This window comes from Nocardia yamanashiensis NBRC 100130 (assembly GCF_001613325.1).
Lineage (GTDB): Bacteria > Actinomycetota > Actinomycetes > Mycobacteriales > Mycobacteriaceae > Nocardia > Nocardia yamanashiensis.
The window spans coordinates 104,573-127,921 of record NZ_BDCD01000009.1; the positions used below are offsets into that span (position 1 = coordinate 104,573).

Below are 23,349 nucleotides of genomic sequence, written 5' to 3' on the forward strand. Positions count from 1 at the left end.
GAACCGGCTACCGCAGCTCCTTGGTCAATTCCACGACGCCGCCCTGGGTTTCGAGCCAGGCCAGGAACTCGGTGAGTCCGGTGGCTCGATCCACGACCGCGCGATAGCCGAAATCCCGGGCGGCGGCCGAGGTGTCGTAGGTGGCGGTGCGGGTCATCAGCGCCACCACGTACCGCGACAGCGGCGGCGACCAGCGGGTGGCGACATACGGTATGCGCCAGATGGTTTCGATGAGCGCGACCGCCGCGTTCACCACGACGGGATTGGGCTGCCGTGACGGCGGTGCGTACCCGAGCCCGCTCGCCACCTCGCCCAGGAAGCCCCAGACATCGGTCTGCTCGGCGTCGGCGATGAAATACGCCTTCCCGCCGACGTTCTCGGAGCCCGCCGCCTTGACGGCCGCGTCCACGATATTGTCCACATGGCACAGCGAGGCGTACACCTTGTTGCCGAACGACAGGTCCGGCAGGCTGCCCGCCGCCGCCCGGCTCAGCAGCCGCACGATCGGCCCGGACCGGTCACCCGCGCCCCAGATGGCGCGCGGCCGCAGCGCGGTGGTGATGAAACCGTCCGTATTCGCCGCCAGCACAGCGCGTTCCGCCGCCGCTTTGGTCTCGGAGTACAGGTTCAGGTACCGGGTCGGATAGGGCAGCGATTCGTCCACGTTCACCTGGTCGCCGCCGTCGCGGTCCATGAGCGCGCTGGGGCTGGAGATGAACACGAACCGGGAAGCCCCGTTGCGGCGCGCGGCGCGCAGCAGCGATTCGGTGGCCGTCAGGTTCTCGGCCACGAACTGCGCTCGCGTGCCCCGTTCGTCCACCCGCGCGGCGCTGTGGAACACCACGTCCACGTCCTTGGTGGCGCGTTCCAGCGAAACCTGGTCGGTGAGATCGCCGGTGATCACCTCGATCCGGTCGATCACCTCCTCCAGATCCCGCAGCTTGCTGCTCGCCCGGGCGAGGATCGCGACCTCGTATTCGCCGTCCGCCACCAGCCGGCGCACGATCGCCCCGCCCAGGAACCCGGACGCCCCGGTCACCAGCGCCTTCATGCCGCCTCCTGCGTCTTCCACCAGGTGAGCCCGAAAATCTGGGTCAGCACCGCGGTTTCGACGGCCGACCGGTCACCGCCCTCGGCGGCGCGCAGCGCGGCGGGAATCTGCGCCGCGTGCACCACGATGCTCAGGAACGCGTCGATCCACCACACGGCGCGCAGGAATCGATTGGCGGGCGCGCGCTTCGCCAGCACCGCCACCAGCCCGGCGAACAGGTACAGCCAGCCGAGTACCGGAACAGCCCGCAGCACAACAGTTCTCATTTTCCCTCGTCCTTTCCAAGCTGGCCCGTAGCCCAGACGGCCAGCTGTTCCCGGCCGATCTTGGCATTGTGGCGGATGTCGACCGGGAACTCCGGGTGGAACAGGAAAACCGAAACCGCTTGGGTAACTTCGAATTCCAGCGCCAGCTTGCGCAGTTCCACCGATACGGAGTCCGGGTCGGCTCCGGCTTCCAGTTCCACGCACAGCACCGGCTGCTGCTCACCGCGCGCGCCGACGCCGACCAGCGCGGTGCGCGCCACGCCGTCGACCGTGTTGAAGACCTGTTCGACCTGCACACTGAACATGGGCCCGGCCGCGGTCTCCACCCGCTGACTCTTGCGCCCGCAGAACCAGATCCGGCCTTCGTCGTCGATCCAGGCCAGATCCCCGGTGCGATGCCAGACGGTCTCACCGTCGCGGATCTTGCCCGCGATATTCGCCGTCCGGGGCCAGTAGTACTCGGTGCTCACATTCGGCCCCGCCACCACCAGCTCCCCGATGCCGCGCGTGCGCACCAGATCGGCTTCGCGCGCCGCCGCCTGCTCCCAGGTCGGCAGCGGTTCTTCGGTGATCGCGACCAGCCGCGCCCGCACCCCCTCCGCCGGCCGTCCGATGCAGGTGCCTTCCCCGCGATGGGCGCGCTCGACCAGCCCTCCCAGCAGCTCCCGCGATTCGATGGTCGACATGGGCAGCGCTTCGGTGGAACCGTATCCGGCGTGCACCTGCGCGTCCTCGGCCAATACCCGCCGCAGCCCGGCGATGCACCAGTCCGGGACGGGCGCGCCACCGGAGTAGATGCTGTGCAGCGTGGGCAGTTGCGTGCCGGTGCGCTCCAGATGCCGCAGCAGCGGGATCAGCACGGCGGGGGAGGCGAACATGGTGCGCACCCCGAACCGGTTGATCGCGTCGGCCACGTGCGCCGGATCGGTGGAGCCGACCGCGCTCGGAATGAGCGGCGGCAGCACGCAGCGCGAACCCATCAGCATGTCGAGAATGCCGACCAGCGGCAGGGTGATCAGCGAGGTGCCGGGCGCGACCCGATCGCGGGCGGCATCCACCTGATCGACCATGGCGCTGAGATTGCCGTGCGTCATCTGAACGGCCTTGGCGGGCCCGGTGCTGCCGGTGGTGAAGGCGATGAGCAGCGGCGCGTCCGCCGGTGCGGGCTCCGGAAGCTGCTGCGACACAGCGCCGTTCGGTTCGCGGCCCCAGCTCGCCAGGGTCGGTCCGCCCCAGCCCCAGCGGCGGCCGACCGTGACGACGGTGCGCACGTCCTTGAAGTAGCGGCGGAACGCCACCCGCGCGGCGTGCGCGGCCGGAATCCCGATGAACGCCTCCGCGTCGGCGGCGCGCAGGCAGCGCAGCATTTTGCGCACGCCCATGCCCGGGTCGATCACCACGGGCACCGCGCCGATCTTCAACAGCCCCAGCATGATCGCGTACAGCTCGGGGCTGGGCAGCACCAGCACGATGGTGCGGGTGCCGGTGCCGACCCCGGCGGCGGTGAGCCGCTGGGCGATGGTGTCCGACCAGCGATCCAGCTCGCGATAGGTGAGCCGCCGGTAGTCGGGCAGGCCCGCGGCGGTGGTGCCGTCCGGGTAGATGACGGCTTCCCGCTCGGGCTCCGCGGCCACGACCGCCCGGAAGCGGTCGATGGCCTGCCAGTAGGTCGCCACGGTCACGCGGCGGCTCCCACCGGCGCCGGGAGGCGATAGACCACCGCCGCGGCGGACGGACCGGCGCCGGCGGCGACGAACAGAACATGCTCGTACTCGCGCAGTTCGTCCGCCTCGGCGGCCAGGTCGTACGCCAGCGGCAGCGCCGCGGTGTGCGGATCGCCCTGGGACAGATCGGGCCGGAAGACCGCTTCGGACCGGATGCCGAGCGAGTCGGCGAGCTCGGCCGGGAAGCTGTCGCTCGGCGTGGACGCGATGAGAGCCGTTGTGCCCGGGTCGATTCCGGCTTCGGCGAGCGCGGTGCGGCCCACCTCGGCGGCCAGTTCGAGCAGCCTGGCCTCGAAGTCGGGCTCGCGCTCCACGGTCATCAGCTCACGCCCGCGATTGCCCATGGTGTTCACGTCCACGTAGGACTGCACGCCCGGCGTACCCGGTGCGGTGAGGGTGTGCACCCGGCCGAACCCCTCGGGCTCGTCGGTGCGCTCCAGCAGCAGCGCGGCACCCGCTGTGGCATAGGGGAATTCGTCATCGGCGGCAGCCCGCTGCAGCGACGGATGGGTATCCCCGGACACGATCAGCACATGCGACGCGCTGCCGGTCTCCAGCACCGACTGCGCCACCTGCACCGCGTTCAGCACGCCGACGCCGGCGTTCATCAGGTCGAAGGAGAACGAGCGCGGATCGGACTTCTCGTAGTCCAGCCCGATTCCGGCGGCCTTCTGGATCAGCGCCGACACTGCGGGCTCCACGGTATTGGAATCGCGGAAGATGCCCGCGTTGATCAGCACGCCGACCTGGTCGGGCCGAATCTCCGCCCGTTCCATGGCCTGTCGCGCCGCCCGCGCCGACAGCTCGACGATGCTGTACTCGTCCGTGGCCCGGCCGACGCCGGTGGATTTGATGCGCACACCCATGACAGACCTCAGACCTTCAGCGACGAAATCGTGGTGGACAGGAATCCCGCGACGACGCCGGACGCGGCGGGGACCATGAGCAGCTTGGAGCCGGTGGGAATGGCCTGCTGGCTCAGCTGATCGTGCAGGACGATGAAATGCGAAGTGGTGGAAGTGTTCCCGTACTTCTCCAGCACATTCAGATCCGGCGGCATGGGCGCGCCGAACTCGCGTTCGGCAATGGCGTTGATGAACGGAATCGCGCCCGCGCCGAACTGGTGGTGAATCATGTAGTCGAAGTTCTCGTCCGCGAACGAACGGCCTTCGCGCTCCAGATATCCGCCCTGCGTATCGGTCCACAGCAGGAAGCGTGATTCGTTGTGCATCTTGCGGTTGTCGGTGTACAGCGCCACGCCCTGGGACTTGTCGCTGGGCATGCCCAGGCACAGGTGCGAATACTCCGAGGCGGTGGTGAGCTCGATGTAGTGGATCTTGTCGTTGTCGTCCACGGCCTGGTCGAGCACCACGGCGGCCCCGGAATCGCCCACGGTTAGCGAGGCGAATTGCAAATCGTATTTCTCGCTGATTTCCGCGACGGCGGTTTCCGCGATGGGTGTGATCGCTTCTCCGCTGACCACAATTCCGCGGCGCACGGCGCCGGAGCGGATCATGCGATCGAGAATGTAGGTGCCGGTCAGCATTCCGGCGCAGGCATTCGACAGATCGAAGGTGATGACATCGGCGCGGGCGCCGATCGCCTTCGCGATGGAACCGGCGAAAGACGGTTCCATATACATTTTGGTGCCGTCTTTACTGCGCGTGATCGAGGTCGAGATGATGACGTCGATATCGTCGGCCGTGTACTGCGACCTGGAAAGACAGTCCTCGACCGCGTTCATGGCGAGGGTGAACGAGTCTTCGTGATGGTCCGGGCTGGTATCGCGGAAGCGCCGTTCCTTGACGCCCGTGATGCGTTCGAGATCGAAGCCCGGGGCCTCTTTCAATTGCGCGATGAGTTCTTGGGTGGTGACGCGTTTCGTCGGCAGATACGCGCCGATCGACTCGAATCGGGAATGCGGCACTGGGGACTCCTGAAAGTGCGAAGAATGGCAATCCGAAACTGTGACCGAGATGAGGCTACCGGACGGTAACTAGACCTGCGACCGGGCGAATACACAGAAATCGTCTGAGACATTGTGCACCGGGACAATGGGGCCGGTAGGGGATAGGAACGCGCGGGTTCCCTGTGAGGGACCTCACCTCGAATCCTGGGGATTGCGAATGTAACTCACGGTTACAGAAAAATTCACCCGAAACTGTCTGGGCGGCACCGGTTTTCGGGCCCGGCGGACCGGTGCCGCCGGGGTTCCGGAGCGCCCGGTGCACACAGTCTTCGCAGGTTGTCGCGAATCCGTCATGGAATTCGTCGGTCGTACTGACTAGTTTGTCCTGATGGGATTGAGGCGGGTACTGGCCGGAAGCATTGTGGCCGTGCAATTGTGCGCGGGCCTGGCGCTGGCCACGCAGGGCACGGCGGCGGCCGAAACGACTCCGGGCGGCTGCGGCGCCTGGAGCAGATCGACGGTGGCGAGCGGTTACGGGCTGCTGGAGAATCTGGCCTTCGACGGCCGCGGCAATCTGCTGCTGTCGGAGACCGCGCTGACCGGATCCGGCGGCGGCGTGCAGCGGCTCGGCGTCGACGGCAAGCGTTCGACTGCGGCACAGGTGGATTCGCCCGGCGGCATCGTGGTGTCGGGCAATACCGCCTACATCAATACCGGCAACAGCACCCGGTCCGGTCTCACCGACACCGCCGACGGCACCGTGGTCGCCCTCGATCTCACCACCGGCGCGCTCACCACCATGGCCACCGGCCTGCGCATGCCCAACGGCTTGGCGCTGCTGCCCGACGGCGGTTTCGTGGTCAGCAAGGACTTCGGGTCCGGCACCACCCTCACCGAGATCGCCCCCGACCGCAGCACCAAGGTGCTGGCGCCCGGCCTCACCTCCACCAACGGCCTCGCCTACGACCCGGCGCGCCGAAAGCTGTTCGTCTCCACCACTTTCGACATGACCACCACCATCGCCGCCGTCGACATCGACCATCCCAATGCCGAACCCACCCGCTACACCCTCCCCGGCTTCGGCCCCCTCAATTCCGCCGACGACCTGACCGTCGGCCCCGACGGCGCCGTCTACGTGGCCCTCAACCTGGCCGGCCGCATCGTCCGCCTGGACCCCGAAACCGCCGCCACCTGCACCATCGCCGACAATCTCCCCCTCTCCAGCTCCATCCGCTTCGGCTCCGGCCCCGGCTGGGACCCCAAGTCCGCCTACGTAACCAGCTTCCTCGGCACCGTCACCCGCCTCACCCCCTGACCATGATCGAAATCCCGGAAGCCTTCGCCCACACCAAAATCGCAGGTGAGGGCGAAGCGGGGCGGGCCTGGATCGCGGCGCTTCCCGACGTGGTCGACGAGCTCCTGCAGCGCTGGTCCTGCACGCCCGCCGGACCGGTCATGCACGGTCAGGTCGGGATCGTCGTGCCGGTCCGGAACCCGGACCTGCCACCCGCGGTCATCAAAGTGTCGTTCCCGCACCCGGGGAACGTCCATGAACCGGACGCCTACGAGGCGTGGCAGGGCCGGGGCGCCACTTACCTCTACGCACGCGCCGACGAGCATTTCGCCATGCTGCTCGAGCGTGCCACCGACCGCACTCTCGCCACCATCGCGAATCATGAAGAGGCGCTGGTCATCCAAGGCGGTCTGTCCCGCCGTCTGGCCGTCGAGGGGCCGACCGGTCTGCCCCGGCTTGCCGATCAGGCGAAGTGCTGGGAACGCGAAATGCGCGCCACCGCGACCGAATTCGGTGATCCGATACCGTCCCGCATCCTCGATGCCGCGCTGGCCACGCTCCGTGACCTCGGCCCGGATCAGCCCGCCACCCTTGTGCACGGTGACCTGCACGATGCCAATGTGCTGGCCTCCGACCGTGAACCTTGGCTGGCGGTGGATCCCAAAGGTCAGGTCGGCGACCCTGCGCAGGACGCGCTGAACGTGATTCGGAGTCCGCGTTTCGCATCCGTGCTTCTCGATGCGCCGAACCTTCGTCCCGCGGTTTTGCGGCTCCTCGAAATCTATTGCGAAGCAGCCGGAATAGAGTTCGATCGGGCGCGCCGCTGGATGCAGGCCGGTGCGGTTCGGGAAGCCCTGTGGGGGCGCGCCCATGGTGATCCCGTGTGGCTCGTGGATTGCACCGAGCAACTGGCCGCTGTACTCACCTCATAGTGGCCGGAAGGCTCGGTCGGAACCGGAATCCGTTGCGGTGCTGACAATCTCACCCAGCACCGCTCGTAGCGTTGCTACCTGGTCCGCGCCGACCTTCTCGATGAGTGCTCGCTCGTACTCGGCGTGAAACGCTCGGACCGTATCGAGCATGTCCCGGCCACGGTCGGAAAGATGAAGGAGCTTGGCTCGCTTGTCGGCGGGGTCGGCGCGGCGTTCGATGTAGCCGTGCTTCACCATCTCGTCGACCACCTTGGCTGCGCCCTGTGCGGTGATTCCGAGCCGTTCTCCCAATTGGCTTGCGGTCAGCGCGGTCTCGGCGAGGCTGCGTAGTACGTATCCGTACGAGGCGCCGAGCGTGCGGTGGCCGCGGGCGGCCAGCTCGGCGTGCATGTCCTGGACGAACGCTTGATACGCCTGGCCGAGCAGGACTCCGAAATCCATCCTTGACTCTTCTCTCCTCGTTCCGATATTTTCAACTTCAGTTGAACACATTAGTTGAACACCTTGGTTGAATACTAGGAGACACAGCATGCCACTCATCAAGTCCGCAGATGCGCCCGTGTTCGAAGGTCCCGGCATGCGTGCCGTGGGGTTGGCTGCGCCCAGTCGTGGTTCCACTGAGAACAGCGTCTGGCGGTTCACCTTGAACCCGGGCAATCCGGGCCACGAGCACGCGGTTTCCCGTGAGGAGATCTTCATCGCGCTCTCCGGTCGCGGCAGCATCACCATCGACGGCGAGACGCGCGACTTCGCGGCCGGCGACGCCCTGGTGATTCCCGCCCACACCGTCTTCCGGCTGTCGGTGCCGGGCGACGAACCCCTCGAGGCTGTCGCCATCCTGCCGGTCGGCGCCTACGCCCAGGCCCCCGGCGGCGACCCGGTCAGCCCGCCCTGGGCGCAATAGTCCGACCCCGATTCCGCACCGCCCCAGGAGGATTCATGCCGCACATCACCGCCGACCAGGCCCCGCGCTTCGAGAACGACCACGCTTCCTTCATCGGCCTGGCCGCCCCCAGCCGCGGCTCCAAGGAGAACTGCGCATGGCGCCTCAGCATCAAACCCGGTGTCGACGCCCCGCCGCACGCCCTCGACCGCGAGGAGATCTTCATCGCCCTCGCCGGGGCGATGAACGTGACCATGGACGGCGAAACCTTCACCGTCGCAGCCGGAGACGCCCTCATCGTCCCGGCCCATCACCAATTCGCCATGGCCAACCCCAATCCTGAGCCCTTCGAAGCGATCGTCGTGCTGCCGGTCGGTGGCCAGGGACTGATCCCCGGGCAGCCTCCTGTCATCGCACCCTGGGCGCGGTAATCGGGGCGCCTCGCAAAATATTCCTTGACAGGAATATTCCCTTGATGGAATATTGTGGGCATGGACGAAATCTCGGCAGCGCTCGGGGACAGTGCGCGCTGGCGCATGGTCGAGTTGCTCGCGGAGCGGCCCCGGGCGGTCGGTGAACTGGCCGAGCTGACCGGGTTGCGGCAGCCGCAGGCGACCAAGCATCTGCAGACGCTCGCGCGGTCAGGGCTGGTCACCGTGTTTCCCCTCGGGCAACGGCGGGTCTATGCGCTGGAAACCGGGCCTTTGCAAGCCTTTTCGGCTCGGCTGCGGGAGCTGCTCGAGACAGCCGAGGCGCATGCGGGCGAGCGGGATGTGATCGCACGGTACCGGGCGGCCATCGATCGGGAAGCCATTGCGGCGGATCGGGATCGGTGGGCGGATGGGCGCGAGTTCGCGTTCGAGCGGACCTTCGACGCGGGGCGGGAGCGGGTCTGGCGGTATTGGACCGATGCGGATCTGCTCGGATCCTGGTGGGCGCCGAAGCCGTTGACCATCGCCGAATGCGTCTTGGAGCCTCGGCCGGGCGGGCGGGTCGTGCTCGAGTATCGCGACGAGGAGGGGCGGCGATACCGCTCCGAAGGGCAGGTGCTCGCGGCCGATGAGCCCGGTGTGCTCGTCTTCGACCTCGCGGTGCTCGACGCCGCCGGGGCAATTTCGTTCACCGGTCGTTACGACTTGAGCCTGGCCGCGGTCTCGCGGGGAACCCGGCTGCGACTGGGGTTGACCATTGCCGAAACGACCATCGGGGCTGCGCCTTTCATCGCCGGTATCGAAACCGGATGGGGGCAGGTTCTCGACAATCTCGCCGAGCTCATCGGCGCACACACCGACGATGAAGGAGCGGAATCATGAATGCGCGCAGAGTTGCGGCCAATATCAGCATCACCCTCGATGGGCGGTACTCCGGGCCCGGAGGCGCGGCTGATCTGGGGCGCATCGTCAAGTATGCGACGACCGAGGTGGCTCGGAATCAGATGAATCGGATGTGGGAGCATGCCACCACGGCGGTGCTCGGGCGGGGGAATGCCGAAGGGTTCATCGGGTATTGGTCGACGGTGGCGGGGGCGGGGACATTCTCGTCAACACCAGTCCGAGCATTCTGAAGCCGCTGCTGGCGGCAGACCTTGTCGACCGCCTCTACCTCGTCATCTGCCCGGAGATCGCCGGCGGTGGTGACCGGCTTTTCGAAGACGGGCTGCCGGGATCGGAATGGACAGTGGTACAACAGGAAATCGGGGAGCTCGGCGAGATCGCCGTGGTTTACGACTGGGTTCGGTGAGCGGCGGCCGGGCGGCGGCGAGGATCATGGTCTCGGTGGCTTTCCGTCGAAAACTGCACCGATGAATGAGTGAAGCACTATTGTTTCGGATTACTCACGCAGCTGTGAGTACCGAAGGAGCACACTCATGACGAAATTCCACCGGGCCGGCTTCGGCGCCACCGCCTTCGGCGCCCTGGCCGCCACCGCGGTCCTCGCCGCCCCGAGCGCGAACGCCCTGGTCACCGGCATCTCCGTCTCCGGCGACAAGTTCTGCACCGGCAAGACCTACACCGTCACCGTCGACGTCACGGTCACCTCATTCCTGTTCGACGTCACCCTGACCGACGGCAGCACCGAGGTCGGAAAAGCCAAGCCCTCCAACGGCAAAGCCACCTTCTCCTGGACCCCCACCACCACCGGCTCCCACACCCTGAAAGCCGTCCAGGAAGTAATCAGCAGCAAGACGACCACCGTCTCCGTCGTCGACTGCACCCCCACCGGCGGCGGCACCGGCTCCTTCGACGGCAACCCCTTCGCCAGCATCCTGAGCAGCCTCTCCGCCAAGTAACCCCCCGCCCCGAGCCCCCGACGATCGAGCCCGTCCGGCATCCCCGATGCCAACCCGGCAAGATCGTCGGGTGGGTGAAAAACATCTGGTCTACTGCCGCATCGAACGCGACGGCGCAATCCTGCTGATCCGCCGCGCACCCGGCGTCTTCCTATCCGGCCGCTGGGAACTCCCAGGCGGCGGCGTCGAACCCGGCGAACTCCCCGAAGCCGCCGCCATCCGCGAGGTATCCGAAGAAACCGGCCTCGCAATCCAAATCACCGCCGAACGCGCCACCCACTCCTGGATGGACATAACCGGCCGCCCCCTCCGCATCCACGCCCGAATCTACGAAGGCATCGAATCCGCCACTCACCCAGTAACTCTCAACCCCGCCGAACACGACGACCACGCCTGGTTCACCCCGGAAGAAGCGATTGCCCTCGACCTGGCCGACCATTTCCGCGCCGCACTGACCCCCAACCCCTGACCGGCTCAGCTCTGCACAGGGCGGCTCGGGTCATCGGGTGGGGGTGAAACCCAGGACGGCGTGGACGAATTGGATGAAGGTGGGGGCGAGGGTGGGGACTTGGGTGGCGCCTTCGGTGACTATTACGCGGCGGGTGCGTTCGGCTATGGCGTCGGGGATGAGGGCCAGCATGGTGTCGGAGAGGTGGGGGAGGGCGGGGTCGGATTTGCGGGCTTGTTCGTAGAAGAGGCGGTAGAGGGCGGCGAAACCGTCTACGGCCTGGTCTCGGAAGCCGACCGCGCTGGCGTCGACCTTGAAGGATTCGACGAGGATGAGGCGGGCGAAATCCGGTTCGGTGGCCACGGTTTCGCAGAAGGTGTTGACGATGCATTCGATGCGGGTGACGGCATCGGCGTCGGGAGGAAGCTGGGAGAGTTCGTCGGCTATGCGGGCTTGGACGATGTCCATGCCGGCGTGCACGGCCTCCACAAAGCACTGTTCCTTGTTGGTGAAGTGCTCGTAGAAGGTGCTGCGAGAGACGCGGGCGCGGGCGACCAGATCGGTGAGGGTGGTGGCGGCATAACCTTTGGCTTCCACGCATTCCACCATCGCCTCGATGAGGCGGCCGCGCTGTGAGGTGAGTACCGCGTCCCGGGCGGCGCGATGCCGCTCGTCGAAACTGGTGCGCTGCAATGTCGCCCGCACCTGCTGCTCCCGCATGCTGCCCTCTTTCGCCCAACCGATATCAACCGCTTCCTTATTATCGGCCGCGGTGTGAAACTGTTGCGTTCGGTGCTGCTGGCGGGTGACCTCAGTTCCGAATCGGGTATCGTCCGAGCCCGTGCTGGGAGCCATCGATCAGGGGACGGAAAAGCCGCTGCTGCGTGCGTATATGCGGTATCGGCGGGAGAGCCTCGGCCTGACCCAGCAGGATGTGGCCAACCGCATGTTCGTCAGCCTGTCGCTGTACCGGAAATTGGAGAAGGGCGAACGCCCGCTCACCGGCAGCCGGCTAGAGGATTGGTGCCGCGCCATGGACGCCCCGGTCTGGCTGATGGAAAAGATGGCGACCCTGGCCTTGCCGGGCATTTCCACCATCGCGGTAGGGAAATGGCCGCCGGTGCTCACCGCGGAGGATCTCGACCATCTCGAATGCTTTCCGTTTCCGGCGTTCTATCACAAGTTCCCGGAATACGAAGTGCTCGCCGCCAATCAGGTGGCCCGAGAGGCATTCCCGTGGCTGCACCCCGCACCGCTCGACGCCGAACGCCCGACGAATGTGATCGAGCAGATGGCCAGTGTGCCGGAAGCCCGTGCCACCCTGATCAATTGGTACGAGATCGTGCACCGCCTGATCTACATCCTCAAGACCAGCGCCCCCGGCATTGCCGATCCGGTGCGGCTGGCGCAGATCCTGGAAACCTGCCGCCGCGAAATCCCGGAATTCGAAACCATGTGGAACACCGAAATGGACGAGGAAACCTACAACCGGGCGACCGCCCTGGTCCGCACCCCGGACGGCGGCCGCCTGGCCTTCACCATGCGTTCCTACAACTCCTGGCACCCGAACGACCGCCAGTATCAGCTGTTCATGCTGACCCCGGCGCGCCTGCCGGACGAGCCTTAAGCCTTGGGCTCCACGTACTTCGGGAACACCACCTGCGGTTCCGGCAGCGCGATCCCGCCCTTCAGAGGCGTGCCGATATCGGCGAAATCGCGTCCGGTCTGACCGAGCAGATCCAGGATCTTGCCCGCCGACGCCGGAATCACCGGCTGCACCAGAATCGACACGATCCGCAGCACCTCGGAGGTCACGTAGAGAATGGTGCCCTCGCGCTCGGTGGCCTCCGCCGTGCCTTCCTTGGCCAGCGTCCACGGCGCCTGCGCCGAGAAATAGCGATTCGTCTCACCCAGGGTCAGCCACAACTGCTCCAGCCCCAAATGGATCTGCTGCTGGTCGAATTCGGCCCGCACCTTCTCCAGCAGCCCGCCCGCGCGATCCAGCAGCGCCTGATCGTCGGCGGTGAACGCGCCCGGCGTCGGCAGCACCCCGCCGAAATCACGCCCCACCATCTTCAGGCAGCGCTGCGCCAGATTGCCGTACTCGTTGGCCAGATCCGAATTGATCCGCCCCACAATGCCTTCGTGGCTGTAGGACCCGTCCTGCCCGTAGGAGATCTCGCGCAGCAGGAAGAACCGCACCGCGTCCAGCCCGTAGGTGTCCACCAGTTCCATCGGGTCGACGACATTGCCGACCGACTTCGACATCTTCTCGCCCTTGTTGTAGAGGAACCCGTGCACGAAAACGCGCTTGGGCAGCTCGATTCCGGCCGACATCAGGAACGCCGGCCAGTAGACGGTGTGGAAGCGGGTGATGTCCTTGCCGATGATGTGCAGATCGGCCGGCCAGAACTTGCGGAACTGCTCGGACTCGACGTCCGGGAAACCCGCGCCGGTCAGGTAATTGGTGAGCGCGTCCACCCACACGTACATGACGTGCGCCGGATCACCCGGCACCGGCACACCCCAGTCGAAGGTGGTGCGGGAGATGGACAGATCCTTCAGCCCCGCCTTCACATACGAGACGATCTCGTTGCGGCGCGTGCCGGGCGCGATGAATTCCGGATGCGTCTCGTACAGCTCCAGCAGCTTGTCCTGATAGTTGGACAGCCGGAAGAAGTAGTTCGACTCCTCGGTCCACTCCACCGGGGTCTTGGTGTCGGTGGAGATGCGGGTGCCGTCCTCGAGGACGGTGGTCTCCTCGTCGGTGTAGAACGCCTCGTCGCGCACCGAATACCAGCCCGCGTAGGTGTCGAGGTAGATGTCCCCGTTGGCGGCCATCTTCTCCCAGATGGCGATGGCCGCGGCGTGATGATCGGCGTCGGTGGTGCGGATGAACCGGTCGAAGGAGACGTCGAGGGCCTGGTCCATGCGCTCGAACACATCCGAGTTGCCGGAGACGTACTCCCGCTCCGGCTTGCCCGCGGCCTTGGCGGCCTGCTGCACCTTCTGGCCGTGCTCGTCGGTGCCGGTCATGAAGAACACGTCGAACCCGTCCAGCCGCTTGAAGCGGGCCAGGGCATCGGTGGAGATGTACTCGTAGGCGTGCCCGATGTGGGGCGCGCCGTTCGGGTACGCGATAGCCGTGGTGAGGTAGAAGGCGGGGCGTTCGGATGCGCTCATGGTGCTGTCTACTCTAAACGGCGTGTCCGCAAAGAGCAGCCGCCGACCTGCGCCCGAACCGCCCGAGCCGCTGTCGCCGCTCATCGACGCCCACACCCATATCGACGCGTGCGGCGCGACCACGCCGGAAGCGGTTGCCGCCCTGGTCGATCGGGCCCGCGCGGTGGGCGTGCGGGAGATCGTCACCGTGGCCGACGATCTGGAAGCCGCCCGGTTCGCGGTGCGCGCCGCCCATTGGGACGACCGGGTGTACGCGGCGGTCGCGCTGCATCCCACCCGCGCCAACGCCCTCGACGAAGCCGCCAAGATCGAGTTGGAACAGCTCGCCGCGGACCCGCGCGTGGTTGCGGTCGGCGAGACCGGGCTCGACTACTACTGGCCCGGCAAGCTCGACGGCTGCGCGGATATCGAGACCCAGGTGGAGGGTTTCCGCTGGCACATCGATCTGGCCAAGCGCCTCGGCAAACCGCTCATGATCCACAACCGGGAAGCCGATCACGATCTGCTGGCGGTGCTGCTGGACGAGGGCGCGCCGGAAGAGGTGATCTTCCATTGCTTCTCCTCGGACGCGAACATGGCCCTCGCCTGCGTGGAGCAGGGGTATGTGCTGAGTTTCTCCGGCACGGTGAGTTTCAAGAATGCCCAAGAATTGCGGGAAGCCGCGAAACTCGTTCCCGACGATCACATTCTGGTCGAAACGGACGCGCCGTTCCTGACCCCGCATCCCTTCCGAGGTGCGCAGAACGAGTCGTACGTGTTGCCGTACACGGTGCGGGCGCTGGCGGAGTTGCGCGAACAGGATCCGGCGCAGCTCGCCAAGATCACCACCGCCAATGCGCGCAGGGTCTACGGCATCTAGCGCGCCGCCCGGCGGAATACGGCCGCTCGCAGCTTTTTTCGCGTTTCGTATCTTCGGTGCGAAACGCCCTGCCCGATTAGCGCCGTGTGGGATAGCTCACTATGCTGTGTCGCGATCGTGATTTGCCTGTTGAGCGATATCGTCTCGTGATCTTCGATTTCGCTGATCGGCGCGGATCGGTTGTCAATCGCCAAAGCCGTCGTTATCGTACTGTGACCATGCCGGGATTTCCGATGAACGCACTGACGAAGATCAACTCGTCGCGATCGCCGCTCCTGTACGGAGCCATCGCGGCGATGCTCGTCACGCTCACCGTGGGCGCGGGCCTGGCCATCATGAACAAGAAGACCGTCACGGTCGTGGTGGACGGTCAGCGGGTCGTGCAGCACACCATGTTCGGTGACGTGCGCGGCGTGCTCAAGGACGCCGGGTTCGGCATCTCCGAGCGCGACGACGTATCCCCTTCCGCCGCTTCGAAAGTCGCGGACGGGTCCACCATCACGCTGAACCGGGCCCGCGAGGTCGCGCTCATCGTGGACGGATCGCCCTCCAAGGCGTGGACCACCGCGCTCACCGTGGCCGAGGCCGTGGTGAAACTGAACCTGCCCGGTGACGTGTTCACCTCGCCCGCCCGGCCGACCCCGCTGCCCCTGGAAGGCGCGCAGCTGCTGATCACCAATCCGCGCACGGTCGAGCTGGCCGATAACGGCGGCGCGCATTCGCTGGTCCGGCTGGCCGCGCCGACCGTCGGGCAGTTGCTGGAGCTGCAGGGCCGGCCGCTGATCAATCAGGACTTCGTGGAGCCGTCGGCCGATACGGTGCTGCGTGACGGCATGAAGATCACCGTCACCCGCAAGATCGTGCAGAACCGCACCGAGCGGGTGCCCCTCGAACCGACCGAGAACATCATCGAGGACCCGACGCTCAATATGAGCCGGACCGTGGTGGAGAACCCCGGGATTCCGGGCGTGCAGGACGTGACCTTCGCGGTGTCCATCGTGAACGGCAAAGAGGCGGGCAAGGATCCGGTGAAGGCCACCGTGGTCACCCCGGCCGCGCCCAAGACCATTCGCAAGGGCGCCAAGCCCGGGACCGAGGTGCCGGAAGTGCGCGACGGGACCACCTGGGACGCGCTGGCCAAGTGCGAATCGAACGGCAACTGGGCCATCAATACCGGCAACGGGTACTACGGCGGGATCCAGTTCGACCAGTCCACCTGGGAGCGTCAGGGCGGGACGCGGTACGCGCCGCGCGCCGATCTCGCCACTCGGGAAGAGCAGATCGCCATTGCCGAGGTGACGCGGGCGCGGCAGGGGTGGGGCGCCTGGCCCGCCTGCACCAGCCGGCTCGGTATCAGCTGAAACGAGAAGGGGCGTGAGGTCGAACCTCACGCCCCCTTTATTTCTCGACTACATCAGCGCTCCGCCGTCGATGCGGAGTTCGGTGCCGGTCATGTAGCGGCCGTCGTCCGACGCCACCATCGCCACCACGCCCGCGATGTCCTCGGGCTTGCCCAGCGTGCCGCCCTCCAGCCAGCCGGGGAGCCGGGCCATCAGGCTCCAATCGGCATCGGCCGGAAGGTCGAGGCCCGCGGTCAGGCTGGTGCCGATGCCGCCCGGCACGATGTTCACCGCGCGCAGGCCCTTCTTCACGTATTCGAGGGCGATGGTGTGGGTCAGGGCGTTGATACCGGCCTTGGACGCGGTGTAGGCCGCCATGTACGGCGCCGCGCCGAATGCCGACGTGGAGGAGAAGTTCACGATCACCCCGCCGTGCGGCGAATCGAGCAGCTGCGGAATGCCCGCCTGCACCATGAGGAAGGTTCCGGTGAGGTTCACCGCGAGCACCTTGTTCCAGGTCTCCAAGGGCAATTCGTGGGTGTGCCCGGCGCGCATGATGCCCGCCGCGTTCACGAGAACGTCCAAACCGCCGAGGAATTCGAAGGCCGTCGCGGTGGCGGCGGCCACCGATTCCGGATCGGCCACGTCCAGGACGACCGTCTTCAATTTGTCCCGCTGGTCCGCCGGTACCGCTTCCACCGTTGCGGCCAGGCCGTTTTCGCTCACATCCGCCGCCACCAGCTGCGCGCCCTCGGCCAGCAGGCGCAGGGCGATGCCCTGGCCGATGCCGGACCCGGCTCCGGTGACGAGTACCCGACGTCCATCAAATCTGCTCGACATGGCGAGAAATTAGAACAAGTTTCAGGTGGCGTCAATGCTTGCCGGGATAGCGAATTGCCAGAGAGCTTTTAAACTGGTCCGTTGTTCAAATCGTTTAGGCTCGATCGGGTTTGTTGATCATGGGTCGGGGCTGATGGAGGGTTTCATGCGGTTGTTCGGTTGGCGGACGCGGATTTTCACCGCGGCCGTGGCGTCCACGGGTGCGTTGCTGGTGCTGCCGGGCGTACCGGCACAGGCGGCCACACCGGGCAGCGTGATCGAAACCGTCGCCGCGCCGGACGGCTTCCGCGGACTCGCCAACGGCACCATCGTCGACTACTGGACCACCCGATCGAACGGGGAAGCGGTGCAGGCCAGCGGCGCGCTCTTCGTCCCCGACGGGCCGGCGCCGGCGGGCGGGTGGCCGATCATGGCCTACGACCACGGCACCTCCGGAATGGGTCCCGGATGCGGCGGGCAGACCAGCACCAAATTCAGCCGGCCCATCGAGGATCGGGTCATCCAGTACTTCGTGAACAAGGGCTTCGCCGTCGTCGCGCCGGACTATGTGGGGCTGGGGCGGTTCGAGACCGGGCCGCATCCGTACCTGGAGATCCGGACCGAGGCCACCGCCACCATCGACCTGGTGAAGGCGGCGCGCAGCAGCGACTCGCGGCTCTCGCGCACCTGGGCCGCCATCGGGTTCTCGCAGGGCGGTCACGCCGCGCTCGGCGCGGGCCACCTGCAGCGCACCGAAGCCCCGGACCTGGACTTCCGCGGCGTCATCGCCTCCGACCCGGCCTCCGATATCGAGAAGGTCGCGCCCTTCGTCGGTCCGTACGTCCCGGCGATTCCGGGTGATGCCGGTACGGCCGTCAACGGATTCGTGGTCAGCATCATGGCCGGGCTGCGCGCCACCCATCCGGAGCTGGACTTCGACAGCTACCTGACGCCGGTCGGGCAGCAGACCCTGGATCGGATCTCGAGGCTGTGCTTCCGCGACATCATGAGCTCGGTGCAGGGCATGAGCCTCGGCGAGCTGGTGAACAAGCCGTTGAACGACGAGCGCTTCCGGACCGCCATCGATTCGTACATGACCGTGCCGACCAGCGGTTACGACGCGCCGATTCTGTTGCTGCTGAACACCAATGACATCACCGTGCCCTCGCCGCTGCACGCCGCGCTGGCCGCGCAGTTCGCCGCCAACGGGGTGGATTTCCAGACCGTCGTCGGCACCGGTTCGCACACCCAGCTGAACCCGCAGATGTGGGATGCCATCGGGGCGTTCAGCGATCGGATTCTGGCTACCCCGGCGGTCTCCTGAGATCGGCTTGACCGGCAAGGCAATCCATCGGCAAATTCCCGATTCGTTAAGCTCTGAACTGATCTGACGGATGCTGCGGGCGGGGCTGATGGAGGAATTGTCTTGTTCACCAGTGGTTTTGTGAAAAGTTCGATGGCCGCTGCGGTCGCGGCCGGTGTGTTGTTCACGCTGCCCGCGACCGTCGCGCAGGCCGATCCGGCGGGAAGCCTGATTTCGGCAACCGCACAGCCGTCGAGCTTTCACGACATACCCAATGGGTCGGTGGTGACGTACTGGACGACCCGTTCCAATGGCGAGCCGGTGCGGGCCAGCGGGGCGCTCTTCGTGCCCGAGGGGCAGGCGCCGGCGGGCGGCTGGCCGATCATGGCCTACGACCACGGCACCACCGGGCTCGGCGCCGGATGCGGCGGGCAATCCGATCCCGCCACCGCGCCCTGGCCCACCGAACGCGCCAACGAAGACGAGATCATGCGGTACTTCGTGAGCCGTGGCTTCGCGGTCGTCGCACCCGACTATCTGGGGCTCGGGCTGTTCGAGATCGGGCCGCATCCGTATCTCGAACTGCGCAGTGAGGCGACCGCCACCATCGATCTGGTGCGGGCCGCGCGGGCGGCCGAGCCGGCGCTGTCGCGGACCTGGGCCGTCACCGGGGCCTCGCAGGGCGGGCAGGCGGCGCTCGGCACCTCCAACCTGCAGGTGAGCGCCGCGCCGGAGCTGGACTTCCGGGGCACCATCGCCATCGATCCGGCGTCGGATGTGGAGAAGTTCGTGCCCGTGGCCGGGCCGTGGGTGCCGGGGCTGCCGGGCGAATCCGGTTCCGGCATAGACGGATTCATCGCCGGGATCCTGGCCGGCCTGCGGGCCGCGCGGCCGGACGCGCAGGTGGACAGCTACCTGACCGATACCGGGCGGCAGCTGCTGGACAGCATCGGGGACGTGTGCCAGCCGGAGATCACCCGGCGCATGCAGGCCGCGTCGATCGGCGCGCTGCTGTCGCGGCCGCTGTCGCAAGGACCGCTGCCCGCGGTGCTGAACGATTACATGGCGGTGCCGGTGCGGGGCTACGACCAGCCGATCCTGCTGCTGGCCAATGCCACCGACACCACCGTCCCGTCGCCGCTGCACGCACTGCTCGCCACCCAGTTCGCGGCCAACGGCGTGGACTTCTCGACCGTGGTCGGCACCGGCAAGCACTGCCAGTTGAATCCGGCGATGTGGGCGGCCATCGACGCCTTCACCACGCGTGTCCTCGCCACCCCGACCGTGTCCTGAGCTGGCGGGTTGATAGGTTTACCGGAATGTCCGAACCCGAGAACGCCGGCCGCGGGAAAGCCGCTCTGCTCGGCCCCGCCGAAGTCCGCGAGCTGGCCGAGCGATTCGGCGTCCGCCCGACCAAGCAGCTCGGGCAGAACTTCGTGCACGATGCCAACACCATGCGCCGGATCGTGGCGACCGCCGGGGTCGGGCGCGAGGATGTGGTGCTCGAGGTCGGGCCGGGGCTGGGTTCGCTGACCCTGGCCGCACTGGATGTGGCCGATCGGGTGATCGCCGTGGAGATCGATCCGACCCTCGCGAAGCATCTGCCGGAAACGGTCCGCGATCGCGCGCCCGAGCTGGCCGACCGGCTGACGGTGGTCGGCATGGACGCCATGAAGGTGACCCGCGCCGATCTGCCGGCCGAGCCCACCGCGCTGGTCGCGAACCTGCCCTACAACGTGGCGGTTCCCGTTCTGCTCCACCTGCTGGCCGAATTGCCCAGTATCCGAACCACTCTGGTGATGGTGCAGCTGGAAGTGGCCGACCGCCTCGCCGCCACCCCCGGCGGCCGCATCTACGGCGTCCCCAGTGTGAAGGCCGGTTTCTTCGGCACCGTCCGCCGCGCCGGCACCGTCGGCCGCCAGATCTTCTGGCCCGTACCGCAAGTCGAATCCGGGCTGGTCCGCATCGACCGCTTCGAGGATTCCCCCTGGCCGCAGGACGAGGAGTTCCGCCGCAAGGTGTACGCCGTCGTGGACGCCGCCTTCGCGCAGCGCCGCAAAACCCTCCGCGCCGCCCTCGCGGGCTGGGCCGGTTCCCCCGCCGAAGCCGAAAAGCGGCTCACCGCAGCGGGAATCGCCCCCACCGCCCGCGGTGAAACCCTCGACACCGCCGCTTTCGTCCGGCTCGCCGCACAGAACTGAGCGAGCCGGACCCCACCGGCGTCAGAGCGAAACGCTCAGCCCTTCGATCACGGTCGCCGCGTCCGCCCCATCGTGATCATCGCGAATGGTGACCGTCAGCTGCACCAAGAACTGGTCATCCCCGTTCTCCACCACCACATACCGGTGATACGTCCACAACTGGAACGGCTCGACCTTGTAGCTCCCCGTGATCCCCGCCGACGGAAAACCCCCGAAGTCCGCGACATCGGTCTCACTGTCCCGCCACTCCGGCAGCCGCCGCGCATCCCCGAACGCGTAACTCAACAGCTCCTTCGCATCCACGGCCTGCGAGAACTTCACCACCAGCACGACCGCGTTATCGGCCCACCCGCCCTCGGGCGCCTGCGTCCACACCCCATAGGCCCCCGGGAACAACTGCGCCGGCACCTGCTGCCACCCCGCCGGCACCGCGATGGTCACCACCGGCGCCCCGGGCGTCCCCGCCGCCACCGGCGCGGCCTCCACCCCGGCCCCGGCCAGATACTCGGCAATGCTCGGATGCGCATCGGCCGGATTGACAGACGTCATCAGCTTTCCTCCTCAGGCAGCGGTCGGCCATCCCGTACCAGGACGGCGGGGTGAACCCTACCGCTGCACCCCCGCACCGGGGCGCTCAGGACAGCTCGAACCCCGCCTCTAACCAGTCCCCGGCCCCCGCGTGGGCAAGCAGTTTCCGGCGCTCCGGATGATCCTTCAAATCGGCCAGCACCCTCAACATCCGATCCGGATCGCATTGCAAGAGGTAGACCGGCAACCCGAGCCGGTCCGGCGCATCCCAGCCGCGGTGTTCGACCGGAGTCCGGTTGTGCGCCAACCGCAATGCGATCGTGGGGAAGGCGACACGAGCTGTCACGCTACCGCCGGGGCGAACCTGTGACTATCGCGGGGTGATGGGTTGTCGCAGGTCAGGAGGTTGTGGCGCGTTCTATGGTTTCGCGCATCACTTGGAGGCCGCGGTCTATGCGGAGGCGGGCTTCGGTGGCGGCGGGGTGGGGGAGGACGTCGGTTATCCAGAGGAGGCGGGCTTGGCCGGTGGGGGTGTCTAGGACTTGGAAGGAGGCGTGGTGGTGGGTGAGGGGGAGTTGGAAGCCTTCGATGGCGGAGTAGGCCAGGCGGCGGGTTTCGTCGTCGACGGTGATGATGAGTTCGCGGATTATGTTGCCGGTGGGCATGGTGAGGTAGCGGGTGTCGCCGTCTATGCGGGTGTCTAGGACGTAGCCGGGGAGTAGGCGGGTGTGGACGTTGGCGGTGTCGCGGAGGGCGTCCCATACCTGGGCGGGGGTGGCGGCGATGGTTGTTTCGGCGGTGACGGTGGCGATGGCGGGCTCCAATCCGGGTGGGGGCCAGGGTAGTCGGGGGTGGTGACATCGGGGTGCGGGGGCGGCGGGGGCTTCCGGACTGTCGGTGGGCGGATCTACGGTGCGGGGCATGAGTTCGACTGCGGTGCATTCGCTTACGTATCTTCGGCCTTCGGGGCTGGAGCGGTCCGGGGGACGGGATCTGCTCGGGTTGCAGACCAGCGGGGGGAGTACGCCCGGTGGGGCGGTGGCCAATCCGACGTTCTTTCGCGGGTTCGTCACGCGGCCGGAGGTAGCGGCGGGCGGGCTGCTCGCGGTGGCGGATGTGGCGGGGGCGCGGTATTACGATCCGCGGCAGACTCGGGCGGCTTCACTGGATCCGGTGGTGACGGCCAATGGGGATCGGTTGCGGTTCGAGTCGTTCTCCGCGTGCTGCGGGGTGCATGCGCGACTCGACGTGCTGGACAACGGAATCGACGGCGACATCGGCTACGGCACGACGAATGTCGACGTGAACACGCCGTTGCGGGATGCGTTGAACGGGGTGGGGGCGGGCGATCCGCTGCATCTGACCGTCGGGCCGGACGAGCTGGCGGTGGCGACCATCGGGGATCGGGTGGTGGAGAAGAAGGTGCCGCTGCCGGACCGGTGGCTGCGCGGGTTCGCCGAGACGCAGGTGATCACGGCGGGATTCGATGTGCGAGCCGAGGTTTCGGCCGCCGAGGCGGTGCGGTTCCTGCGCGGCCTGCCGCGCTCGGGAACCAATGCGTCGCGGGGCGGGCAGTGGGTGGTGGCCGCCGGCGGGCGGTTGCGAATCACCTCGCGGCCGGTGCCGGGGGCCGTGTGCCTGCCGGGACCGCAGCGACTGGGTGCACTGCAACGAGTACTGCGCCATGCGGATTCGCTGCGAATCTATGGTCCGCAAGCCGCCGGAGACAGCCCGCTGCTGGCCTCCGCCTGGGAGATCGGGCTGCCCGGCATGCGGCTCACGCTCACCCTGTCACCGGAGGCGGGACGGGGATTCTCCGGCGAGGGAACGGTTTTGGACGGCCTCGCCGATACGGACGCCGAATCGGACGCGGAACTGCTGTCGGTGCTGCTGGCCTGGGATCCGCGCATCGAGATCGGTGAGCTGGCGGAGCGGTCCGGCCTCACGCCGGAACGGGTGCGCGCGGCGCTGACCCGGCTCGGCGTCGACGGCCGCATCGGCTACGACATGGCCGAGGCGGCGTACTACCATCGCGAACTGCCTTATGCGGCAGGGCGAGTCGAGCGGCACAATCCACGCCTGAAAGCGGCCCGCGAGCTGGTCGCCGCCGACGCGGTGCGGTTGGATGCACGTGATCCCGCACTGGCGGACGTGGTGTCCGGCGGCTACACCCACCGTGTTCGTTCGGGCTCGGACGGCACCTTCGTCTGCACCTGTGATTGGTGGGCGGAGACCCGCGGCAACCGGGGGCCGTGCCGGCACGCCCTCGCGGTGCGGATCGTCCGCCGTGCCACACCCGTATTGCTCTGATAGTCGAAA

At 67.2% G+C, this 23,349-nt stretch carries 27 protein-coding genes; 15 read left to right on the forward strand and 12 right to left on the reverse strand.

Annotated features, from left to right (window positions below; translation table 11 throughout):
* Nucleotides 1-7: 7 nt before the first annotated feature.
* Genes NY1_RS09505 through NY1_RS09525 form a run of 5 tightly spaced genes read right to left on the reverse strand, consistent with a single transcriptional unit; the run spans nt 8 to nt 4,968 of the window.
* The gene (locus tag NY1_RS09505; protein ID WP_067710535.1) at nt 8-1,051 is read right to left on the reverse strand and encodes an SDR family NAD(P)-dependent oxidoreductase; all 1,044 of its coding nucleotides are present in this window, start codon (nt 1,049-1,051) and stop codon (nt 8-10) included.
* Nucleotides 1,048-1,317 (reverse strand): hypothetical protein, encoded by a 270-nt coding sequence (locus tag NY1_RS09510; protein ID WP_067710536.1) that lies wholly within the window; start codon nt 1,315-1,317, stop codon nt 1,048-1,050. Before NY1_RS09510 ends, NY1_RS09505 begins: the two co-directional genes overlap by 4 nt.
* A complete protein-coding gene (locus NY1_RS09515; protein ID WP_084534815.1) occupies nt 1,314-2,999 on the reverse strand; it encodes a fatty acid CoA ligase family protein in 1,686 nt (561 codons plus the stop codon). Before NY1_RS09515 ends, NY1_RS09510 begins: the two co-directional genes overlap by 4 nt.
* Nucleotides 2,996-3,907, reverse strand: a complete 912-nt coding sequence (locus tag NY1_RS09520) for a beta-ketoacyl-[acyl-carrier-protein] synthase family protein (RefSeq protein WP_067710537.1) — start codon at nt 3,905-3,907, stop codon at nt 2,996-2,998. Before NY1_RS09520 ends, NY1_RS09515 begins: the two co-directional genes overlap by 4 nt.
* 8 nt (nt 3,908-3,915) lie before the next feature.
* A complete protein-coding gene (locus NY1_RS09525; protein WP_067710538.1) occupies nt 3,916-4,968 on the reverse strand; it encodes a 3-oxoacyl-ACP synthase III family protein in 1,053 nt (350 codons plus the stop codon).
* A 370-nt stretch (nt 4,969-5,338) separates the two neighbouring features.
* Here NY1_RS09525 and NY1_RS09530 point away from each other — a divergent pair, with 370 nt between their 5' ends.
* Together NY1_RS09530 and NY1_RS09535 are read left to right on the forward strand one after the other, a co-directional pair.
* Nucleotides 5,339-6,265 (forward strand): SMP-30/gluconolactonase/LRE family protein, encoded by a 927-nt coding sequence (locus tag NY1_RS09530; protein ID WP_067710539.1) that lies wholly within the window; start codon nt 5,339-5,341, stop codon nt 6,263-6,265.
* A gap of 2 nt (nt 6,266-6,267) precedes the next feature.
* Nucleotides 6,268-7,176 (forward strand): aminoglycoside phosphotransferase family protein, encoded by a 909-nt coding sequence (locus tag NY1_RS09535; RefSeq protein ID WP_067710540.1) that lies wholly within the window; start codon nt 6,268-6,270, stop codon nt 7,174-7,176.
* Here NY1_RS09535 and NY1_RS09540 read toward each other — a convergent pair.
* Nucleotides 7,171-7,617 carry a MarR family winged helix-turn-helix transcriptional regulator gene (locus tag NY1_RS09540; protein ID WP_067710541.1) on the reverse strand — a complete coding sequence of 149 codons (447 nt, stop codon included), beginning with the start codon at nt 7,615-7,617 and terminating at the stop codon, nt 7,171-7,173. The two genes, NY1_RS09535 and NY1_RS09540, sit on opposite strands and share 6 nt — an antisense overlap.
* A gap of 88 nt (nt 7,618-7,705) precedes the next feature.
* Between NY1_RS09540 and NY1_RS09545 the strand changes: the two genes are divergently transcribed.
* The 6 genes from NY1_RS09545 to NY1_RS09570 all read left to right on the forward strand — a co-directional run bounded on the left by NY1_RS09545 (nt 7,706) and on the right by NY1_RS09570 (nt 10,818).
* Nucleotides 7,706-8,080 carry a cupin domain-containing protein gene (locus NY1_RS09545; RefSeq protein WP_067710542.1) on the forward strand — a complete coding sequence of 125 codons (375 nt, stop codon included), beginning with the start codon at nt 7,706-7,708 and terminating at the stop codon, nt 8,078-8,080.
* Between the two features lie 35 nt (nt 8,081-8,115).
* On the forward strand, nt 8,116-8,490 hold the full coding sequence (locus NY1_RS09550; RefSeq protein WP_067710543.1) for a cupin domain-containing protein: 375 nt from the start codon (nt 8,116-8,118) through the stop codon (nt 8,488-8,490).
* A 60-nt stretch (nt 8,491-8,550) separates the two neighbouring features.
* Complete coding sequence (locus tag NY1_RS09555; protein ID WP_067710544.1) at nt 8,551-9,372, forward strand: metalloregulator ArsR/SmtB family transcription factor; 822 nt, start codon at nt 8,551-8,553, stop codon at nt 9,370-9,372.
* A 193-nt stretch (nt 9,373-9,565) separates the two neighbouring features.
* Complete coding sequence (locus NY1_RS44465) at nt 9,566-9,799, forward strand: dihydrofolate reductase family protein (RefSeq protein ID WP_233434262.1); 234 nt, start codon at nt 9,566-9,568, stop codon at nt 9,797-9,799.
* Between the two features lie 127 nt (nt 9,800-9,926).
* Nucleotides 9,927-10,349 (forward strand): Ig-like domain repeat protein, encoded by a 423-nt coding sequence (locus NY1_RS09565; RefSeq protein ID WP_067710545.1) that lies wholly within the window; start codon nt 9,927-9,929, stop codon nt 10,347-10,349.
* A gap of 70 nt (nt 10,350-10,419) precedes the next feature.
* Complete coding sequence (locus tag NY1_RS09570; RefSeq protein ID WP_218028338.1) at nt 10,420-10,818, forward strand: NUDIX domain-containing protein; 399 nt, start codon at nt 10,420-10,422, stop codon at nt 10,816-10,818.
* Nucleotides 10,819-10,848: 30 nt separating this feature from the next.
* Here NY1_RS09570 and NY1_RS09575 read toward each other — a convergent pair whose 3' ends face one another.
* Nucleotides 10,849-11,517 carry a TetR/AcrR family transcriptional regulator gene (locus tag NY1_RS09575; protein WP_067710547.1) on the reverse strand — a complete coding sequence of 223 codons (669 nt, stop codon included), beginning with the start codon at nt 11,515-11,517 and terminating at the stop codon, nt 10,849-10,851.
* 121 nt (nt 11,518-11,638) lie between these two features.
* Here NY1_RS09575 and NY1_RS09580 point away from each other — a divergent pair, with 121 nt between their 5' ends.
* Nucleotides 11,639-12,424 (forward strand): helix-turn-helix domain-containing protein, encoded by a 786-nt coding sequence (locus NY1_RS09580; RefSeq protein WP_067710548.1) that lies wholly within the window; start codon nt 11,639-11,641, stop codon nt 12,422-12,424.
* Here NY1_RS09580 and metG read toward each other — a convergent pair.
* The gene (gene metG / locus NY1_RS09585; protein ID WP_067710549.1) at nt 12,421-13,980 is read right to left on the reverse strand and encodes a methionine--tRNA ligase; all 1,560 of its coding nucleotides are present in this window, start codon (nt 13,978-13,980) and stop codon (nt 12,421-12,423) included. The two genes, NY1_RS09580 and metG, sit on opposite strands and share 4 nt — an antisense overlap.
* Between metG and NY1_RS09590 the strand changes: the two genes are divergently transcribed.
* Nucleotides 13,979-14,839: a TatD family hydrolase gene (locus NY1_RS09590; RefSeq protein ID WP_067710550.1), complete on the forward strand. Its 861-nt coding sequence runs from the start codon at nt 13,979-13,981 to the stop codon at nt 14,837-14,839. The two genes, metG and NY1_RS09590, sit on opposite strands and share 2 nt — an antisense overlap.
* 233 nt (nt 14,840-15,072) lie before the next feature.
* The gene (locus NY1_RS09595) at nt 15,073-16,200 is read left to right on the forward strand and encodes a resuscitation-promoting factor (protein ID WP_067710724.1); all 1,128 of its coding nucleotides are present in this window, start codon (nt 15,073-15,075) and stop codon (nt 16,198-16,200) included.
* Between the two features lie 48 nt (nt 16,201-16,248).
* Here NY1_RS09595 and NY1_RS09600 read toward each other — a convergent pair whose 3' ends face one another.
* Nucleotides 16,249-17,019, reverse strand: coding sequence for an SDR family NAD(P)-dependent oxidoreductase (locus NY1_RS09600; RefSeq protein ID WP_067710551.1), 771 nt, complete (start codon nt 17,017-17,019; stop codon nt 16,249-16,251).
* Nucleotides 17,020-17,164: 145 nt separating this feature from the next.
* Here NY1_RS09600 and NY1_RS09605 point away from each other — a divergent pair, with 145 nt between their 5' ends.
* The 3 genes from NY1_RS09605 (at nt 17,165) to rsmA (ending at nt 20,502) form a co-directional block, all read left to right on the forward strand.
* The gene (locus NY1_RS09605) at nt 17,165-18,322 is read left to right on the forward strand and encodes a lipase family protein (RefSeq protein ID WP_067710725.1); all 1,158 of its coding nucleotides are present in this window, start codon (nt 17,165-17,167) and stop codon (nt 18,320-18,322) included.
* 132 nt (nt 18,323-18,454) lie between these two features.
* Nucleotides 18,455-19,594, forward strand: a complete 1,140-nt coding sequence (locus NY1_RS09610; protein WP_067710552.1) for a lipase family protein — start codon at nt 18,455-18,457, stop codon at nt 19,592-19,594.
* A 26-nt stretch (nt 19,595-19,620) separates the two neighbouring features.
* On the forward strand, nt 19,621-20,502 hold the full coding sequence (gene rsmA / locus NY1_RS09615) for a 16S rRNA (adenine(1518)-N(6)/adenine(1519)-N(6))-dimethyltransferase RsmA (protein ID WP_067710553.1): 882 nt from the start codon (nt 19,621-19,623) through the stop codon (nt 20,500-20,502).
* Nucleotides 20,503-20,523: 21 nt separating this feature from the next.
* Here the strand turns inward: rsmA and NY1_RS09620 are convergent, their stop codons facing one another.
* The 3 genes from NY1_RS09620 to NY1_RS09630 all read right to left on the reverse strand — a co-directional run bounded on the left by NY1_RS09620 (nt 20,524) and on the right by NY1_RS09630 (nt 21,953).
* Nucleotides 20,524-21,051, reverse strand: coding sequence for an LpqN/LpqT family lipoprotein (locus NY1_RS09620; RefSeq protein WP_067710554.1), 528 nt, complete (start codon nt 21,049-21,051; stop codon nt 20,524-20,526).
* An 85-nt stretch (nt 21,052-21,136) separates the two neighbouring features.
* Nucleotides 21,137-21,376 carry a hypothetical protein gene (locus NY1_RS09625; RefSeq protein ID WP_067710555.1) on the reverse strand — a complete coding sequence of 80 codons (240 nt, stop codon included), beginning with the start codon at nt 21,374-21,376 and terminating at the stop codon, nt 21,137-21,139.
* A 52-nt stretch (nt 21,377-21,428) separates the two neighbouring features.
* Nucleotides 21,429-21,953: an SRPBCC family protein gene (locus NY1_RS09630; RefSeq protein WP_157762132.1), complete on the reverse strand. Its 525-nt coding sequence runs from the start codon at nt 21,951-21,953 to the stop codon at nt 21,429-21,431.
* On the opposite strand from NY1_RS09630, the gene NY1_RS09635 reads away from it, so the two are divergent.
* A complete protein-coding gene (locus tag NY1_RS09635; RefSeq protein WP_067710556.1) occupies nt 21,952-23,340 on the forward strand; it encodes a winged helix-turn-helix transcriptional regulator in 1,389 nt (462 codons plus the stop codon). The two genes, NY1_RS09630 and NY1_RS09635, sit on opposite strands and share 2 nt — an antisense overlap.
* The last annotated feature ends 9 nt before the right edge of the window (nt 23,341-23,349 follow it).